Here is a 17,112-nt window from a genome sequence, read left to right as displayed (position 1 = left end):
ACCGCGCGGCACGTGGGAGACCCAGACCACCTAACCTGCTACTGTCCCGTTCACGAACCATCGCCGTGGCGATGGTGAGCAAGTGGGCTCGTCCTCCCTCGATGACGGTCGCGCGCGGCTGCCAGGACGGCCGCGGCACGCCGGCCATCCCATCACACGCCACCGACAGGACGGCTCCCCTCTCGTCACGCGGGCGGGGTGGTCTCGCTCACGCTCACGAGGGCGACGCGGGCGGGCCGGAACGCACCGGCGAGCACCGCCGACACCGCGGCGAGCACGGCGAGGACGACGAACCCGACCCGGAGGTGGTGGGCGGTCGCGAAGACGCCCGTGAGGACGCCACCGAGCACCGCGCCCGCGTAGGTGAAGACGTTGAGGCGCGCGACCGCACGGTCCGTGACCGTCGCGACGATCCCGGCGGGAGGTTCGACGGGCGCCACGCCCGCGTCCACGTCGACGAGCGCGTCCTCGACGACCCGGTCGACCCCGACGGCGTCCTCGACGCGCCCGCCCGGGGTCGCGGGCCCGGTGCTCACCGAGCCCGCCGCCACCGCCTCGCGGGCCCGGTCCCCGATCGCCGAGAAGGCGAGGGGCGCGACGACGCCGAGCCCGAGCCCGGTCGCCGCGAGGCCGAGCACCGCGACGGGCCAGGCGGGGGCCGCCGCCACCGCGACGAACCCGAGGGCGCCGAGCGTGCCGCCCAGCCGCACGACACGCACCCGGCCGAGACGCTCGACGAGGCCGTCCCCGACGAGCCGCGACACGATGAGGGCCGCCTGGTACGCCGCATACCCCAGCGGGGCGGCGGCGGCGCTCGCCGCGAGGACGTCGCGCAGGAACGTCGCGCTCCAGCTCGACACGGCCGAGTCGGCGACGGGGAACGCGAGCATCCCCGCGCCGAGCAGCGCGATCGTGCCCGCCGCGACCCACGGCACGGTCCCGAGCGCTGCCACGCCGCGGCCGTCGTCCGCGACCTCGACCGCTACCGGGCCCGCCTGGGTCGGCCGCTCGGTGCCCGGAGTCCCGCCCGGGGCCACGGCGCCCGGGACGGTGGTGCCGCCGTCGGGCAGCCGCAGCGCGAGCCAGACGGCGCCCGCGGCCACGAGCAGCGCCACCAACGGGAGCGAGGCCGGCTGACCGAGGCCGACGAGCACGCTGCCCGACACGGCGAGCGCACCCAGCACGCCACCGGCGGCGTTCGCGGCGAAGAACGACGCGAGCAGGCTGCGGCCGTGCGCGCGCTCGACGTCGATCCCGAGCATGTTCATCGCGGCGTCGACGGCGCCGAGCGCGAGCCCGTAGAGCCCGATCGCCACGAAGAAGACCGGCCACGACGGCGCGAGCCCGACGCCCGCCACCGCGAGCGCCGCGAGCAGCAGGCCGCCCACGACCACGGCGCGCGCGCCGCGCAGCGCCGCCACGACGCCGGACAGCGCGCTGCCCAGCCCGGCGAAGACGCAGACGCCCAGCACGACGAGCGTGACGACGTCGTCGCCCATGCCGAGCCGTTCCTTGTACCCGGGGATGCTGGTGAGCACCACGGCGAACCCGAAGCCCTGCACGGCGTACGCCGCCGTCGTCGCGATGCGCGCCCTCGTCACCCGCGCAGACTAGCGCCTGCGCGCCGCCCCGGGAACGCCGCAGGGCGCGGCCGTGGTGATCCACGACCGCGCCCTGCGACGAGGTCAGGCGGAGGCGCGCTCCGCCGCGTCGACGACGTTCGCGAGGAGCATCGCGCGCGTCATGGGCCCGACCCCGCCGGGGTTCGGCGAGATCCAGCCCGCGACCTCGGCGACGTCGGGCGCGGCGTCCCCGACGACCCGGCTCTTGCCCGTCTCGGGGTCGACCTCGCGCGAGACGCCGACGTCGATGACGACGGCGCCCGGCTTGACCATGTCGCGCGTGATGATGCCCTGGACGCCCGCCGCCGCGACGACGACGTCGGCGCGGCGCACGAGCTCCGCGAGGTCCGTCGTCCCGGTGTGCGTGAGCGTCACCGTGGCGTTGACGGCGCGGCGCGTGAGCAGCAGGCCGATCGAGCGGCCGACGGTCACGCCGCGCCCCACGACGACGACCTCCTTGCCCGCGAGGGAGATCCCGTGCCGCTCGATGAGCTCGATGATCCCGCGCGGCGTGCACGGGAGCGGCGAGGTGACCTCCTCGTTGACGCGCAGGACGAGGCGCCCGAGGTTGGTCGGGTGCAGCCCGTCCGCGTCCTTGGCCGGGTCGATGAGCTCGAGCACGCGGTTGGTGTCGATGCCCTTCGGCAGCGGGAGCTGCACGATGTACCCCGTGCAGGCCGGGTCCTCGTTGAGGCGGCGGACCGCGGCCTCGATCTCCTCCTGCGTCGCGTCCCCGGGGAGGTCCTCACGGATCGAGGAGAGGCCGACCTCGGCGCAGTCGCGGTGCTTGCCGGCCACGTACCACTGCGAGCCCGGGTCGTCGCCGACCAGGAGCGTGCCCAGGCCGGGCACGACGCCCTTCCCGGCGAGGACCGCGAGGCGGTCCTTGAGCTCGGCCTTGATGGCCGCGGCGGTCGCCTTGCCGTCGAGGAGCTGCGCGCTCACTGGTGGAGACCCGGGTACAGCGGGAAGTCGGCCGTGAGCTTCTGCACGCGGGCGCGCAGCGTGTCGGCGTCCGCCGCGGCACCCTCGCGCAGGGCGATCGCGATGATGTCGGCGACCTCGGTGAACTCGGCGTCGCCGAAGCCGCGCGTCGCGAGCGCGGGCGTGCCGATGCGCAGGCCGGACGTGACGCGCGGGGGGCGCGGGTCGAACGGCACGGCGTTGCGGTTCACGGTGATGCCGACCTCGTGCAGGAGGTCCTCGGCCTGCTGGCCGTCGAGCGCCGAGTGGCGCAGGTCGACGAGCACGAGGTGCACGTCGGTGCCGCCGGTGAGGACGGAGACGCCCGCCTCGGCCACGTCGGCCTGGGCGAGGCGGTCCGCGATGATGCTCGCGCCGCGCAGCGTGCGCTCCTGGCGGTCGCGGAAGTCGTCCGAGCCGGCGATCTTGAACGACACGGCCTTGGCGGCGACGACGTGCATGAGCGGGCCGCCCTGCTGGCCCGGGAACACGGCGGAGTCGATCTTCTTCGCGTACTCCTCCTTGCTCAGGATGAAGCCGGAGCGTGGGCCGCCGATCGTCTTGTGCACCGTGGAGGACACGACGTCCGCGTACGGCACCGGGGAGGGGTGCAGGCCCGCGGCCACGAGGCCCGCGAAGTGCGCCATGTCCACCCAGAGCTTCGCGCCGACCTCGTCGGCGATCTCGCGGAACGCCGCGAAGTCGAGGTGGCGCGGGTAGGCGGACCAGCCGCCGATGATGACGTCGGGGCGCGTCTCGAGGGCCTGCTTGCGCACCTCGTCCATCTCGATGCGGTACGACTGCGGGTCCACGCCGTACGCGGCGACGTCGTAGAGCTTGCCGGAGAAGTTGATCTTCATGCCGTGCGTGAGGTGGCCGCCGTGCGCCAGCTCGAGGCCGAGGATCTTGTCGCCCTTGTTGATGAGTGCGTGCAGCACGGCGGCGTTGGCCGTGGCACCCGAGTGCGGCTGGACGTTGGCGTGCTCGGCGCCGAAGAGCTCCTTGGCGCGCGCGATCGCGAGGTTCTCCGCGACGTCGACCTGCTCGCAGCCGCCGTAGTAGCGGCGGCCCGGGTAGCCCTCGGCGTACTTGTTGGTGAGCACGGAGCCCTGCGCCTGCAGGACGGCGCGCGGGACGAAGTTCTCGGACGCGATCATCTCGAGGGTGTCGCGCTGGCGCGCGAGCTCCCCGTCGAGGACGGCCGCGATCTCGGGGTCGAGCTCGGCGAGCGGGGTGTCGAGGACGTTGTCGGCTGGCTGGGCGCTCATGGCGTCTCCTCCGCGGGTGCTTGGCAGTGTGTCGTCGGTGGTCACGTTCCCGGCTCGCCGGGTACGCCCCACCAGGGGTGTGACCCGGGGCCCAGGCGAACGACCCGTCGTCTGCACAGCGTGTCGCTCCCCGGTGGTGATCCACCCTGCCCGGGCGGAGTTCCACCGGGCGGCGCCAGTCGCGACGCGTCGATCCTAGCGCACGACCCGCGGGCCGGTCCCGGGCTCTCGCCTGCTCGTGCCCGGCTACTCCTGCCCGACGGCGTCGGACTCGTTGCGCGCCTCGGCCTCGCCGAGGATGCGGCGCAGGTAGGTGTACGTGAGGTCGCCGGCGGCCCTGTCGTACTGCTCCTCGTAGCCGTGCTTGGTGTACATGGCGAGGTTCTGCTTGGAGTCCTTGCCCGTGAAGACCCAGATCTCCGACGTCTGCTCGGGCAGGTAGGGCAGCACCTCGAAGAGCATCTGCGTCCCGATGCCGCGGCCCTGCATGTCCGGCGCGACCGCGAGGCGGCCGAGCGTCGCCTTGCTGTCCTCGATCTCGACGCGGACCGAGCCGACGAGGCGCGGGCCGAGCCACGCGCCGATCGTCACCACGTCCTCGCGCGCGAGGTCCTCGCGCAGCTCGTGGAGCGTCTGGGTCAGCGGGGGGATGTTGGGGTCCTGGTAGAGCTGCGCCTCGGTGACGAACGCCGCCCGCCGCAGGGTCAGGAGCTCACCGGCCTCGGCGTCGTCGACGAGGCGGGTCGTGATCTGCGCGTCGTTCATGAAGACATCGTGTCAGACATCGCGCGGCGCGACCGCGCGTGTCCGGGTGATGTCGGGCTGCCGGACGGCGGCCCCGGCACCGCCGGGACGCGGCTACCCTCTGAGGGGTGTCCACGACAGATCCCCGTGGCGCCGACGTCCCCGACACCTCGGCGCTCCGCACCGCGCAGCCCCCGACCGGCGACCCCACGCACTGGGTCCTCACGCTCTCGTGCCCGGACGGGCCGGGGATCGTGCACGCCGTCGCCGGGGCCCTCGCTCGGCTCGGCGGCAACATCACGGAGTCGCAGCAGTTCGGCGACCCGCTCTCGGGGCTGTTCTTCATGCGCGTGCAGGTCACGGCGGCCGCGGAGCGCGCCGAGCTGGAGCGCGCGGTCGAGGAGGTCGCTGCTCGGTTCGCCATGACGTGGCAGCTCGACGTCGTCGGGCGCCGCATCCGCACGCTGCTCATGGTCTCCAAGGCACCGCACTGCCTCGTCGACCTGCTGTACCGCGAGCGCTCCCAGGGCATGCCGATCGAGGTCGTCGGCGTCGTCGGCAACCATCGGGACCTCGAGGACATCGCGACGTTCTACGGCAAGCCGTTCCACCACGTGCCCGTCACGCGCGACACCAAGGCCGACGCCGAGACGCGGCTGCGCGGGCTCGTCGACGAGCTCGACGTCGAGCTCGTCGTCCTCGCGCGCTACATGCAGATCCTCTCGGACGAGCTGTGCCGCGAGATGCCCGGTCGCATCATCAACATCCACCACTCGTTCCTGCCGAGCTTCAAGGGCGCGCGCCCGTACGCCCAGGCGCACGACCGCGGCGTCAAGCTCATCGGCGCCACTTCGCACTACGTGACGGGCGACCTCGACGAGGGCCCGATCATCGAGCAGGACGTCGAGCGCGTCGACCACTCGCGCCGGGTCGAGGACCTCGTCGCGATCGGCGAGGACGTGGAGCGCCAGACGCTGGCGCGCGCGGTGCGCTGGCACGCGGAGCACCGCGTGCTCCTGGACGGGCACCGCACCGTCGTCTTCCGCTGAGCCGTCGCCGCCCCGGGCTCCCCGGCGACCGGCACCGCTCCCCTGCACGACGGCGGCCCCCGCCACGTCCGAGGACGTGACGGGGGCCGTCGAGCGACGGCGTGCCGGTACGCCGCCGCCACCCGGTCGCTCAGGACCGGGCAGCTCGCGGGGTCAGCCGCGGGTCACTGGGTGAGCGGGCCCAGCGTCGGGTCGTTCGCGTAGACGTCGGCCGCGTTCTCCTGCGTGACGATGATCGGGTCGAGCAGGAAGGCCGGGACGACCTTGACGCCGTTGTCGTACGACTCGGTGTCGTTCGCCTCGAAGTCCTCGCCCTTCTGCGCGAGCTGGACCTGGCGGATGCTCTCCGCGACGAGCTCGCGCGTGTCCTTGTAGATCGTCGAGTACTGCTCGCCCGCGACGATCGACTTGACCGACTCCACCTCGGAGTCCTGGCCGGTGATGACCGGCGTCGGCAGACCCGCCTGGCTGACCGACGTGAGGGCGGCGCGCGCCAGGGTGTCGTTCGGGGACAGGATGCCGTGCAGCTCGGTGCCGTCGCCGTAGGAGCCGGAGACGATCGTGTCCATGCGCTTCTGCGCGTTCTCGGCCTTCCAGCCCTGGGTCGCGACCTGCTCCTGCGACGTCTGGCCCGAGACGACCGTGAGCGTGCCGTCGTCGATCTTCGGCTGGAGGATGCTCATGGCGCCCTCGAAGAACGGCGTCGAGTTCGCGTCGTCGGGCGAGCCGGCGATGAGCTCGATGTTGTACGGGCCCTCGCCCTTGCGCTCCGCCAGACCGGTGAGCAGGGCCTCGCCCTGGAGCTCGCCGACCCGGAAGTTGTCGAAGGCGACGTAGAGGTCGACCGCGTCCGTGTTCTCGAGGAGACGGTCGTAGGCGATGACCTTGACGCCCTGGTCGGCAGCGGACTTGAGCTGCGAGCCGAGCTGCGTGCCGTCGATCGCGCCGACGATGATGACCTTCGCGCCCTGCTCGACCATGGCGTCGATCTGGCTCTGCTGCTCCGAGACGCCGCCGTTGGCGAACTGCACGATCGGCTTGAAGCCGGCCTCGGTCAGGCCGTCGTTGAACAGCTCCTCGGCGAGGACCCAGTTCTCCGACGTCTTCTGCGGGAGCGCGACGCCGATGGTCGCGCCCTCCTCGAACCCGGCGGCCGCGGACTCTCCGCCACCCGTCGAGTCGCCACCGGTGTCGCCCCCGCGGTCGGAGGAGCAGCCGCTGAGCACGAGCGCACTCGCGGCGGTGAGCGCCAGGAGCGTCGTGGTGAGCTTCTTCATGGGTACCACTTTCTTGTCGGGCATCCGTCGTCGGATGCTGGAGGGGTCGTGCGGTGTGAGAGGCGGGCGAGGAGCGGCGGTCAGCCCTTGGCGGCGGTCGAGCCCGCCTCGACGGGGACCGCGGGCTCGACGTCGTCCGCGCCGGTGACGGCGCCCGTGCCCTTGTCGCGCCGAGACGGGAAGATGAGCCCGATGATCGACGGGCGGCCCTGCACCTTGTTGTAGACGTCGAACGCGACGGCGATGAGGAGCACGAGGCCCTTGATGATCTGGGTCCAGTCCGAGCCGACGCCCATGAGCTGGAGGCCGTTGTTGAGGACGGCCATGACGAGACCACCGATGACCGAGCCGACGACGGTGCCCACGCCGCCGGAGACGGCCGCGCCGCCGATGAACACGGCCGCGATCGCGTCGAGCTCCCACATGTTGCCGTCGGCGGGGCCGGACGCCGTCGACCGACCGATGAAGATCATCCCGGCGAGCGAGGCGAGGACGGACATGTTCATCATGACGAAGAAGTTCGTGCGCCGGATGTTCACGCCGGACAGCGCCGCGGCGGCGCGGTTGCCACCGACCGCGTAGACGTGGCGACCGGTGATGGTGCGCGACGCGACGAACTGGTAGACGACGACGAGCAGGACCAGCACGAGCGCCGGGACGGGGAACGACGTGCCGACGCGGCCCGACCCGTAGAGGTACGTGAGGTAGGCGATCACGGCGCTGAAGAGGACGACGCGAGTGACGGCGACGGAGGTCGGGACGGGCTCCGCACCGAGCTTGCGGGCGCTCGCGCGGCGGCGGAGCTCCGACCACACGACCGCGGCGATCGCGAGGACGCCGAGCAGCAGGGTCGAGTTGTTGAGCCCGGTGTTCGGGCCCCACTCGGGCAGGTAGCCGCCGCCGAGCGTCTGGAGCTCGGCGGGGACCGGCACCGACTTCGAGTCACCGATGAGCTGGTTGAGGCCGCGGAACAGCATCATGCCGGCGAGCGTCGTGATGAAGCCGGGGATGCCGACGTAGGCGACCCAGAAGCCCTGCCACGCGCCGATGATCGCGCCGACGCTCAGCCCGAGGAGGATCCCGAGCCACCACGGGATGCCCCAGTCGCGGATCGCGAGGGCCACGATGATGCCGGTCACGGCGGCCACGGAGCCCACGGACAGGTCGATGTGGCCCGCGATGATGACGAGCACCATGCCGATGGCGAGGATGAGGATGTAGGAGTTGCCGTTGAGCAGGTTCTGCGCGTTGCTCGGCGTGAGGACCCGCCCGCCCGTGGCGATCTGGAAGTAGATGACCAGGGCGAGGAGCGCGAAGAGCATGCCGAACTGGCGCGCTCCCCCGCTCAGCAGCTGCTTGATGGACGACATCGTCGGTGGTTCCTTCTCGGTCGAGATGCGGTGGCTGGGTGGTGGGGGCTCAGGCGGCGGCGTCGGACGCGTCGCCGGGTGTCCCGGTCATGAGGCGCATGAGCCCCTCCTGGGTCGCCTCCGACCCGGGGACCTCGCCCGTGATCCGCCCCTCGAAGACGGTGTAGATGCGGTCGCACAGGCCGAGGAGCTCGGGCAGCTCCGACGAGATGATGACGACGCCGCGGCCGGCGTCGGCGAGCTTCTGGACGAGGCCGTAGATCTCGTACTTGGCCCCGACGTCGATGCCGCGCGTCGGCTCGTCGAGGATGAGGAGCTCCGGCTCGGTGTACATCCACTTGGCGAGCAGGACCTTCTGCTGGTTGCCGCCGGAGAGCTTCGCGACGCCCTCGTGGACGCTCGGCGCCTTGATGGAGAACGCCTTGCGGTACGACTCCGCCGCGACGAACGCGGCATCCTGGTCGATGACGCCGTTCTTCGAGATCCGCGGCAGGTTGGCCGCCTGGATCGTGCCCAGGATCGTGTCGAGCAGGTTCAGGCCGAGCGTCTTGCGGTCCTCGGGGACGTACGCGATCCGGTTCTCGATGGCCGAGAGCACGGTCGGCATGGACACCTCGCGGCCGTCGATGCGCACGACGCCGGACTTGTAGCGCCCGTACGAGCGACCGAAGATCGAGCGCGCGAGCTCGGTGCGACCGGCGCCCATGATCCCGGCGAAGCCGACGATCTCCCCCCGGCGGACGTGGAACGTCGACCCCTTGCACACGAGCCGCCCCGGCACCTCGGGGTGCTCCACGGTCCAGCCCTCGACCTCGAAGAACGTCTCGCCGATGGACGGCGAGTGCTCCGGGAAGCGCGACTCGAGCGAGCGGCCGACCATCCCACGGATGATCCGGTCCTCGTCGACCTCGTCGCCCTGGACGTCCAGGGTCTCGATCGAGCGGCCGTCGCGGATGATCGTGATCGAGTCCGCGACCTCCTCGATCTCGTTGAGCTTGTGGGAGATCATGATGCTCGTCAGGCCCTTGGACCGCAGGCCACGCAGCAGGTCGAGCAGGTGCTCGGAGTCCTCCTCGTTGAGCGCCGAGGTCGGCTCGTCGAGGATCAGCAGACGGACGTCCTTGGCGAGGGCGCGGGCGATCTCGACGAGCTGCTGCTTGCCGACGCCGATGCTCTTGATCTGGGCGTCGGGCGACTCCTGGAGGCCGACGCGCGCCATGAGCTCCTCGGCGCGGCGGCGGGCCGCGTCCCAGTCGATGCCGAACGCACCCTTGACCTCGTTGCCGAGGAAGATGTTCTCGGTGATCGAGAGCTCGGGGATGAGGGCGAGCTCCTGGTGGATGATGACGATGCCCGCGTGCTCGCTCGAGCGGATGTCCTTGAACTGGACCTCGGCGCCGTCGTAGTAGATGTCGCCGGAGTACGTCCCGTGCGGGTACACGCCCGAGAGCACCTTCATGAGCGTCGACTTGCCGGCGCCGTTCTCGCCGCAGATCGCGTGGATCTCTCCCGCCCGCACCCGCAGGTTCACGTCGTCGAGGGCGCGCACGCCCGGGAACTCCTTGGTGATTCCTCGCATCTCGAGGATCACGCGCTCGTCCACCATCGGACCTCCTCCTGCCGAGGACAGCTCGCGGCGCACCGACGCGCCGCGGACCCGGACACCCTCAGCGCCGTCCGAGCGGGTGCGACGTTATGCCGGTCACGTTCTTGGCGTCAACTCCTGAACGCAAGGATCAGCAGAACCGTGACCAAACAGCGACCTTGGTCCCAGAACGCCGAGCGGAACGGCCGTTGATGTGAGCGCAAACACGAGGAGAACGCTCCCACGCGGTCAGGAACTGAAGACGTGAGAGCGCTCTATTTACGCAGCGCGTCCCGGGAAGGTCGAGGGCTGACCGGTGCCGGTGGAACGGCAGCGAGACGGCCCGCGGGTCTACCGCGGCGGCAGGGACAGCTTGAAGCCCTCGTGCGACTGCTCGTACCCGAGCGCGCGGTAGAACCGGTGCGCGTCGGTCCGCTGCTTGTCGGACGTGAGCTGGGCGAGCGCGCAGCCTCGCTCGACGCCCCACGCGTGCGCCCACGCCATCACGGCGCGACCCACGCCCTGCCCACGGAGCCGTCGGTCGACGCGCACCGCCTCGACGAGGAGCCGCGACGCGCCGTTCCGGGAGATCCCCGGGATCACGGTGAGCTGCATCGTGCCGACGATCTCGCCGTCCAGCTCGACCACGACGAGCTCGTTGTGCGGGTCGGCGTCGATCGCGGCGAACGCCGCCTCGTGCGCGGGCCCGACCTCCCCCGTCCGAGCCCGCGCGATGGCGTCGTCCGCGATGAGCGCGACGACCCGCGGCAGGTCGGCCGCGACCGCAGCACGGAACGCGAGCCCCGCCGTCGGGCCGGGTGCGGGCGCGGGCTCGGGAGAGGTGCTCACGGCTCGCGACCGTAGCACCCGGGCCGCTGAGGTAGAGCCCTGGTCCCGCGAGGTAGAGCCCTGGTCGTGGACCAGGGCTCTACCTCGCCGTCCGGCGCCTCTCCCTCGGCGGTCGGGTCAGGAGCAGGCGAGTGCCTCGTAGGCGACCGTGAAGGTCGAGGTGACCTCCTCGCCGTCGACCACCGCGGTGGCTGTGACGACGGCCTCCCCCGCCGCGACGTTCTTCGACCGGGAGGCGAACGACTGGTAGGCGTTCTTCCCGGCCCCGACGTCGGCGACCGACTTCTCGCCGAACGGCGTGGACAGCGTCAGGCCCACCGGGACGGCGCCGTCGTTGGTCGCGCGGACCGCGACGTACGCCTTGCCCGCGAGGCAGCGGGGCTGCACCTCGACCGAGACGGGCAGGTCGCCGCCCGCCTGCGGCTCGACGAGCACCGCGACGGTGCGCGCCGGGACCGTGACGGTCCCAGAAGCCGCGTCCCACGTGGTGCCCTGGACGACGGCGTCGCTCCCCTCGGCCTGGACCGGCGAGAGCACGTACTCGCGGCCCGCGAGCGCGGACAGCGGGACGGTGACCTCGTCCGGCGAGGCGTTGAACACCGCGAGCAGGCCGTCGAGGGCCGGGTCGACGTCCGTGCCCACGGTGTCGTCCACCGACATCGCGACGACGCCCGGCGCCTGCTCCGGACCGGCACCCGGGAAGGTGACCTTCTCCCGGATGAGGTCCGCGTCGCCGAGCCGGAAGAGCTCGGTCGAGTGCCGCAGCCGCAGGAGGTCCTGCGCCTGCGCCGACGCGGTGGCGATGTCGTCGGGCGACGGCTTGAACGCCGGGTCCGCGAGGAGCGGGGCCATGAGCGGCCACTTGTCCTCGTTGTCCGCCGCCATGGGCAGGCCCTTGCCGAAGCCGTTGTCCTGACCGGTCCAGTCGATCGCGTTGAACCAGTCGCCCGAGTCGTAGCTGTTGCGGTCGAGCGACTTGGACCGGAGCAGGTCCGTGCCCGCGTGCCAGAACGACGGCGTCTGGGAGAGCGCCGCGGTCGCGAGCGAGACCGTGTTCATGCGCACGCGCTCGTCCATCGGCGTGTCGGCCGGGAGCTTGAGCGCGAGCAGGTCGAACAGCGTCTCGTTGTCGTGCGCGTCGACGTAGGTCACGACCTCCTCGGGCGAGTCGGCGTAGCCCGCCGGCGCCCCGCGGTAGTCGATCGCGTCGCCGCGCTTCTCCTCGCCCGTCGACGTGACGAGCGTGTAGTCGCGCAGGTTGCCCGCGAGGCCGAGACGCACAAGGTCGGTCTGGTGACCGAGGTCGGCGAGCTCGTCCGCGGAACCGTCGTTCACGGTCCCCGGCTCCCCCGCCCGGGCGGGCTGCCCGTTCGGGTCGGTCGCGAGGCCCGTGCCGAAGCCCTGCGTGAACGTGGACGCGCCGTCGACGGGCGAGCCGCCGTGCACGGCGTCGCGCAGCCGGTCGGAGAAGGTCCCGATGCCGGTGCCGCCGAGCTGGCCCTGCGTGGCCTGCTCGAACAGCGCGTTGCCCGCGACCTCGCCGAAGTCCCAGCCCTCGCCGTACAGGTAGACGGACTTACCGTCGACGCCGTCCTCGGCGAGCGTGAGCTCGTCGAGCGCGGCCCGGACGTCGAGCATGTTCTGCTTCGAGTGGTGCCCCATGAGGTCGAAGCGGAACCCGTCGACGCGGTAGTCCTTCGCCCACGTGACGACCGAGTCGACCATGAGCTTGCCGGCCATCGCGTGCTCGGTCGCGACGTTCTGGCAGCACGTGCTCGTCTCGACGGAGCCGGTGGTCGGGTTCTGCCGGTGGTAGTAGCCCGGCACGACCTTGTCGAGGACGGACTTCGCGTCCTGCCCGCTCGCCGCGGTGTGGTTGAACACCTGGTCGAGCACGACCTGGAGCCCGGCGCCGTGGAGCGACCCGACCATGGTGCGGAACTCCGCGACGCGCGCGCCGCCGTCCGCGTCGACCGCGTACGACCCCTCCGGCGCGGCGAAGTGCCACGGGTCGTAGCCCCAGTTGAAGCCGTCCTGCGCCTGCACCGCCGCGACGGCGGCCTGCTGATCGGTCGAGTCGGGCGCGAACCCGGAGAGGTCGCCCGTCGTCTTCTGGGCGGCACGGTCCTCGGGGATCGATGCGATGTCGAACGTCGGGAGCAGGTGCACCGTCGTGACGCCCGCGTCCGCGAGTTCGCGCAGGTGCGTCATGCCCGCCGAGTCCTGCTCCGCGAACGCGAGGTAGGTGCCGCGCCGCTCGGCCGGGACCGTCTCGTCGGAGATCGAGAAGTCCCGGACGTGGAGCTCGTAGATCGTCTGGTCGACCGACCGCTCGACGACCGGGGCGGGCGTGCCCTCCCAGGCGCTCGGGCGGAACGCGGGGTCGTCGAGGTCGACGGCCACCGAGTGCGTGGAGTCGAGCGTCAGGCCCACCGAGTACGGGTCGGTGACGACGTTCGTCTCGACCTTCCCCGTGCTCGGGACGTAGACCCGCACCTCGTAGAGATAGCGCGCGCCCTTCCAGCCGACGTCCGCGCCGCCGAGCTTCTTGTCGGCGGCCTTGCCGTCGAGCGTCCACGTGCCGTCGGACTGGCGCGCGGCCTCGAACCGGCGCGGGTCGTCGTCGAGCGACGCCCCCGCGGGCCAGGCGAGCACCGAGACTGCCTTCGCCGTCGGCGCCCACAGCGCGAACGAGGCCCACTTGCCGTTGGCGTGCCACGAGACGCCGAGCTCGCGCCCGGCCGCGTCCTCGGCGAACAGGTCGTCGACGACGCCGGGGACCTGGACGCCCGTGGCTGCCGTGAGCGCGCCGCCGTCGGAGCGGGTCACGAGGAGCTGGCCCGTGAGGGCGTTCTCGACCGCGGCGCGGTCCAGGGGCTCACCGTCGTCGAGGAGTCGCAGCGCGGTGTGCCCGGCGAGCGCCGGGAACTCGGCCGTGACGTCGTCGGGCAGGCCGGACGGGTCGACCGCGAGCGTGTACGACGCCGTGCCCTCCGGGGCGTGCACCTCGCCGTCGGCGGCGCCCGGGGTGACCGAGAGCCCACCCTCGGGGGCGGACCACAGGGTCCACTCGTCGCCGGTGCCGAGGTCGCCCGGCCACGCGACGACGCCCTCGCGCACCCAGTGCGCGGCCTGCTGGCCGGTGCCGGGCAGCGGCGGGTTCGCCACCTCGATGGTCAGGACGTGCGTCGCGAGATCGTACGAGAACGTGACGTTCTCACCGTCGCCGACGGAGAACTGGTAGTTCGCCCCGTCGGGCGCGCCGCCGACGCCGTAGTTCTCCGCCCAGCTCAGGCCGTGCGCGACCTTGCCCTCGTACGCGCCGGCCGCGAGGCGGTCGGTCGACCAGGTGTAGGTACCGTCGCCGTCGGGGTCCTTGAGCCAGGACGCGAGGCAGTCTGGCGCCCACGAGCCGGGGCAGCCGACCTGGTCCTGGAAGGAGCCCGGCAGCGTGACGATCGGACCCTGCGCGGTGCTCGAGAAGTCCTTGCTCACCGGGTCCCAGTAGAAGGTCACCGGTCCGCCGGTCGTCGTGTACGTCGCGTTGCCGCCGTCCTGTACGCCGCCGACGCCGTAGTTGACGGTCCACGACCCGTTGAGCGCGACCTTGTACTCGTACGTCCCGGCCGGGACGTCGAACGTCCCGGCGTAGACGCCGTCGGGGCGCTTCGTGAGCTTCGCGGCCTCGCACGCCGGGGCCCAGTCGCCCGCGCAGCCCATGGCCGCGTTGTGGCTGCCGGGCACGGTCACGAGGTCGATCTCGGGCTCGGGCTCCTCGCCCACGACGCCGCTCACGTCGACCCCGACGCTCGCGAACGTCGACGCGGCGGCGCGGTCGCCGTCGGCGCCGGTCGTCACGGCGCGGTACTCGACCAGGGTGCCCTCGGCCAGGCCCGCGACGTCGTGGAAGACGCGCGGCGCGGTGTCCTCGGCGGTGCCGAGCGGGTGCCACTCGGTGCTCCCGACCTCGCGCCACGCGAACGACGTCTCGGCCCACGCGTCCGCGTCGACCGTGGCCGTCACGGGCGCGACGCCGGTGACCGCTCCCCCGCGGCTCGGCACGGTGACCGCGATCTCGCCGGACGAGTCCGCGCCGACCTCGCGGTCGGCCCGCAGCACGACGGTGCCCGTCGCCGGGACGGTCAGCGTGACGACGCCGTCGGCGTCGGCGGTGACGGGCGCGGCCGGCTCGCCGTAGAGCACCTCGTACGAGGCGCCGGGCGTGAGGGTCGTGAACGTCGCCGTCCGCTCCTGCGCCGCGTTGTTCAGCGCCACGAGGTGCTCGACCTTCTCCGTACGGTCGACACGGCTGAAGGCGTACACGCCCGCGCCGTTCTCGACGTAGCGCTCGACCTGGGCGCCGTCGGCCAGCGCCGGGTGCGCCTCGCGCAGCGCGGCGAGCTCGGCGATGTGCGCGTAGAGCGGCGCGTCGGTGCCGAAGCGGTCGACGCTGCCCGCCTGCTCGCCCGTGACGAGCGGCTGGTCGGCGTACTCGTCGACCTGGGTCGCGAACAGGGTCTGGCGCGCGTCCTTGTCGCCGCCCTTCCCCGCGAAGCCCTGCTCGTCGCCGTAGTAGACGACAGGCTGCCCGCGGGTCAGGTACATGAGGTCGTGCGCGAGCTCGTCGCGCGCGAGCGGGTCGTCGGTGCTCGCGAGCATGTACCCGACGCGGCCCATGTCGTGGTTGCCGAGGAACGTCGGCAGCGCCTGCGCGTTCGTCGTGGGCGTCGTGTACATGTCGTCGCTCGCGAAGAGCGACGCGAGGCCCTTGGCGCTGTTGCCGCTCGCGAAGCTCGTCGCGGCGGACTGGAACGTGAAGTCCAGCGTGGAGCTCATGTCGGTCTTGCGCACGTAGGGCGAGAGCTTCGCGGCGTCGGCGTCGTACACCTCGCCGAACATGAAGAAGTCGTCCTTGCCCTGCGCGTGCGCGTAGTCGAGGACCTCGGTGGTCCACGTCTCCCAGAACTCGAAGTTCACGTGCTTGACGGTGTCGATGCGGAAGCCGTCGATGCCGAGGTCGATCCAGTCCTGGTAGACGTCGACGAACCCGTCGACGACGGTCGGGTGCTCGGTCATGAGGTCGTCGAGGCCGTCGAAGTCCCCGTACGTCACGGACTCCCCGGTCCACGTCGAGTTGCCGCGGTTGTGGTAGAGCGTCGGGTCGTTGAGCCAGGCCGGGACCTTGAGGTCCTCCTTGCCCGCGGGGACGACGGGCGTGTACGGGAACGACGTCGCGGCGTCCAGCGCCGGGAAGTCTCCCGTGCCCGCGTGGTCGGCCGGGTCGAACACGGTGCCGTCAGCGTCGCGGTACGGCGACGTGGCCTGGTCGACGTACGAGTACTGCTTCTGCTCGTTGTCGATCACGTCGGCCGTGTGGTTCGTGATGATGTCGAAGTAGACCTTGATGCCGCGGTCGTGCGCCTCGTCGATGAGCGCCTCGAGCTCGGCGTTGGTGCCGAGGTGCGGGTCGATCTGCGTGAAGTCGGTGATCCAGTAGCCGTGGTACCCCGCCGACGCGTCGGCGCCCGTGCCCTGGACCGGCTGGTTCTTGAACGACGGCGTGAGCCAGATCGCCGTGGTGCCCAGGCCCTCGACGTAGTCGAGGTTCTGCCGCAGGCCGGCGATGTCGCCGCCCTGGTAGAAGCCCTTGTTCGTCGGGTCGAACCCGGAGACGAGCGGGTCGTCGCCGAGCCCGGCGGTGTCGTTCGACGGGTCGCCGTTCGCGAACCGGTCGGTCATGACGAAGTAGAAGCGCTCGTCCGACCCGGGCTGGCGCACGGGGGGCACCACGAGGTCGGCGTCCTGCGCCTCGTCGTAGCCGCCCGCGAGCCCGAGCGGCGTGAGCGCGATGCGGTGGGTCGACTCGTCGAACGTGACGCGCACGGTCGCGTCGCCGCCGAGCACGAGCGGCGCGTTGTCCTGGCTGCCCTCGCGCCCGTACGCCTCGTCCCAGGCGTCGTCATAGGCGACCTTGTACTGGTAGGTGCCCGCGGGCACCTCGAAGTCGGCGGACCAGACGCCGGCGGCGTCGGTGGGCGCGAGCTCGGTCGCCGCGCACGCGGGGTCCCAGTCGGCGGCGCAGCCGAGCTCGGACTGGAGGTCACCGACGAGGGCGAGCGTGCGCTCGTCGGCCCCCGCGGCAGGTGTCGCGAACGCGGCGAGCGTGACGCCCGCCAGGCCGGAGGCGGCGAGCGCGACGGCGGTGACCGACGCCGTCGTACGGGCCCCGCGCGAGCGGCGGGGCGACGGGTCGGATGGGTGGGGCGACGGGATGCGCGGAACGCGGCGACGTCGCGGCGTGGAGGTCATGAGGACTCCCTCGTCCGGTGGCTGGTGCGGGACCGCACGCGTGAGCGGGCAGGGCCGGCAAGACCACGGACGACGA

General features: G+C 72.1%; 10 protein-coding genes and 1 riboswitch. Of the genes, 1 reads left to right on the top strand and 9 read right to left on the bottom strand.

What is annotated here, in order from left to right:
- Positions 1-185 precede the first annotated feature (185 nt).
- From NF338_RS18475 to NF338_RS18460, 4 genes are all read right to left on the bottom strand, one after another.
- Positions 186-1,601 carry an MFS transporter gene (locus tag NF338_RS18475; protein ID WP_264032089.1) on the bottom strand — a complete coding sequence of 472 codons (1,416 nt, stop codon included), beginning with the start codon at positions 1,599-1,601 and terminating at the stop codon, positions 186-188.
- An 84-nt stretch (positions 1,602-1,685) separates the two neighbouring features.
- Positions 1,686-2,567, bottom strand: a complete 882-nt coding sequence (locus tag NF338_RS18470; protein ID WP_264032088.1) for a bifunctional methylenetetrahydrofolate dehydrogenase/methenyltetrahydrofolate cyclohydrolase — start codon at positions 2,565-2,567, stop codon at positions 1,686-1,688.
- On the bottom strand, positions 2,564-3,853 hold the full coding sequence (gene glyA / locus NF338_RS18465; RefSeq protein WP_264032087.1) for a serine hydroxymethyltransferase: 1,290 nt from the start codon (positions 3,851-3,853) through the stop codon (positions 2,564-2,566). Before glyA ends, NF338_RS18470 begins: the two co-directional genes overlap by 4 nt.
- A gap of 82 nt (positions 3,854-3,935) precedes the next feature.
- A riboswitch (ZMP/ZTP riboswitch) is annotated at positions 3,936-4,046 on the bottom strand.
- Positions 4,047-4,099: 53 nt separating this feature from the next.
- The gene (locus NF338_RS18460) at positions 4,100-4,618 is read right to left on the bottom strand and encodes a GNAT family N-acetyltransferase (RefSeq protein ID WP_087471415.1); all 519 of its coding nucleotides are present in this window, start codon (positions 4,616-4,618) and stop codon (positions 4,100-4,102) included.
- A gap of 107 nt (positions 4,619-4,725) precedes the next feature.
- On the opposite strand from NF338_RS18460, the gene purU reads away from it, so the two are divergent.
- Positions 4,726-5,646, top strand: coding sequence for a formyltetrahydrofolate deformylase (gene purU, locus NF338_RS18455; RefSeq protein WP_264032086.1), 921 nt, complete (start codon positions 4,726-4,728; stop codon positions 5,644-5,646).
- A 164-nt stretch (positions 5,647-5,810) separates the two neighbouring features.
- On the opposite strand, the gene NF338_RS18450 is transcribed toward purU, so the two are convergent.
- From NF338_RS18450 to pulA, 5 genes are all read right to left on the bottom strand, one after another.
- On the bottom strand, positions 5,811-6,923 hold the full coding sequence (locus NF338_RS18450; RefSeq protein WP_264032085.1) for a sugar-binding protein: 1,113 nt from the start codon (positions 6,921-6,923) through the stop codon (positions 5,811-5,813).
- A gap of 80 nt (positions 6,924-7,003) precedes the next feature.
- Positions 7,004-8,293, bottom strand: a complete 1,290-nt coding sequence (gene mmsB, locus NF338_RS18445; protein ID WP_264032084.1) for a multiple monosaccharide ABC transporter permease — start codon at positions 8,291-8,293, stop codon at positions 7,004-7,006.
- A gap of 49 nt (positions 8,294-8,342) precedes the next feature.
- Positions 8,343-9,899 carry a multiple monosaccharide ABC transporter ATP-binding protein gene (mmsA, locus tag NF338_RS18440; protein WP_264032083.1) on the bottom strand — a complete coding sequence of 519 codons (1,557 nt, stop codon included), beginning with the start codon at positions 9,897-9,899 and terminating at the stop codon, positions 8,343-8,345.
- Between the two features lie 330 nt (positions 9,900-10,229).
- Complete coding sequence (locus NF338_RS18435) at positions 10,230-10,727, bottom strand: GNAT family N-acetyltransferase (RefSeq protein WP_264032082.1); 498 nt, start codon at positions 10,725-10,727, stop codon at positions 10,230-10,232.
- Between the two features lie 117 nt (positions 10,728-10,844).
- The gene (pulA, locus tag NF338_RS18430; protein WP_264032081.1) at positions 10,845-17,036 is read right to left on the bottom strand and encodes a pullulanase-type alpha-1,6-glucosidase; all 6,192 of its coding nucleotides are present in this window, start codon (positions 17,034-17,036) and stop codon (positions 10,845-10,847) included.
- Positions 17,037-17,112 lie beyond the last annotated feature (76 nt).

This window comes from Cellulosimicrobium sp. SH8 (genome assembly GCF_025818875.1).
GTDB lineage: Bacteria > Actinomycetota > Actinomycetes > Actinomycetales > Cellulomonadaceae > Cellulosimicrobium > Cellulosimicrobium cellulans_D.
The sequence above is the reverse complement of the archived record's forward strand: the minus strand, read 5'-3'. Positions and strand labels throughout refer to the sequence as shown.

Bases quoted from the DNA above. Each gene is read 5' to 3' on its own strand.
- NF338_RS18450 (WP_264032085.1), bottom strand. From the start codon at position 6,923: ATGAAGAAGCTCACCACGACGCTCCTGGCGCTCACCGCCGCGAGTGCG.
- mmsA (WP_264032083.1), bottom strand. From the start codon at position 9,899: ATGGTGGACGAGCGCGTGATCCTCGAGATGCGAGGAATCACCAAGGAG.
- glyA (WP_264032087.1), bottom strand. From the start codon at position 3,853: ATGAGCGCCCAGCCAGCCGACAACGTCCTCGACACCCCGCTCGCCGAG.
- mmsB (WP_264032084.1), bottom strand. From the start codon at position 8,293: ATGTCGTCCATCAAGCAGCTGCTGAGCGGGGGAGCGCGCCAGTTCGGC.
- NF338_RS18460 (WP_087471415.1), bottom strand. From the start codon at position 4,618: ATGAACGACGCGCAGATCACGACCCGCCTCGTCGACGACGCCGAGGCC.
- pulA (WP_264032081.1), bottom strand. From the start codon at position 17,036: ATGACCTCCACGCCGCGACGTCGCCGCGTTCCGCGCATCCCGTCGCCC.